The 774-nt window shown below is 66.4% G+C and carries 1 protein-coding gene; it reads left to right on the top strand.

The window, feature by feature from the left end:
• Nucleotides 1-344: phage tail protein (locus CF70_RS38665; protein WP_304413160.1), on the top strand; the 344-nt coding region annotated here is incomplete at its 5' end.
• Nucleotides 345-774: the final 430 nt, after the last annotated feature.

The following is a 774-nucleotide window of genomic DNA, read 5'->3' as shown; positions in this document are numbered from 1 at the left end:
CGGGTCCGACCGGTGCCACGGGCGCAACGGGCGCCACCGGAGCCACGGGCGCCACCGGCACCGTGCCCGGCCTTGGCACGCCCGGCGGCGCCGGCTCCGCCAATGCCGGCGTTGATTGCGTGCTGGGCTCGGTCTGGCTGACTGCCGCGCGCTGGGGGCAGGGCATGCCCGCAAACGGCCAGTTGCTGCCCATCAACCAGTACGCGGCGCTGTTCAGCCTGCTTGGCACCACCTACGGCGGCGACGGCATGACCAACTTTGCGTTGCCGAACCTGGGCTCGGTCACGCCGAACGGACTGACCTATATGATCTGCGTTAACGGTGTCTTCCCCTCCCCGAATTGATGAACCGAAGGCGCTGGCCCATTGCCGCGAGCCGGCAGGGCCTGCGCCGGCATGGCGTCCGTCACCGCGACAAAGCCGGCGAAATTGGCGGCTTCCACATAGTTGATATCGCCGTCGTTCTTCCGGTCGAGGTGGATGCAGTTGGCGTGAAGGTCCTTCGGATCGCGTGCAGCCTCCCGTCGAACCCGGCATGTTGCCAGGCCAGGCGCATCGCATTCGGCGAAATCTCTTGGCCCGGTGGCTACGCCGTCCGCGTTGCCGGCCTTGCCCGCCGCATACAAGAGGCGCGAGGCCGCTCCGGCCGAGCTTCGGTCACTGATGATCCCAGGTGCGGACAGCTGGAGTGTGTCCTGTTTCGGACGCTCGCGATGGCTGATGGAAAGCGTAGGCTTGTTTCACAATTCCGCAGCGCGAGCTGAGAGTATGAAGT

This window comes from Cupriavidus sp. SK-3 (assembly GCF_000611145.1).
Lineage (GTDB): Bacteria > Pseudomonadota > Gammaproteobacteria > Burkholderiales > Burkholderiaceae > Cupriavidus.
This window is presented reverse-complemented; position numbering and strand designations above follow the sequence as displayed.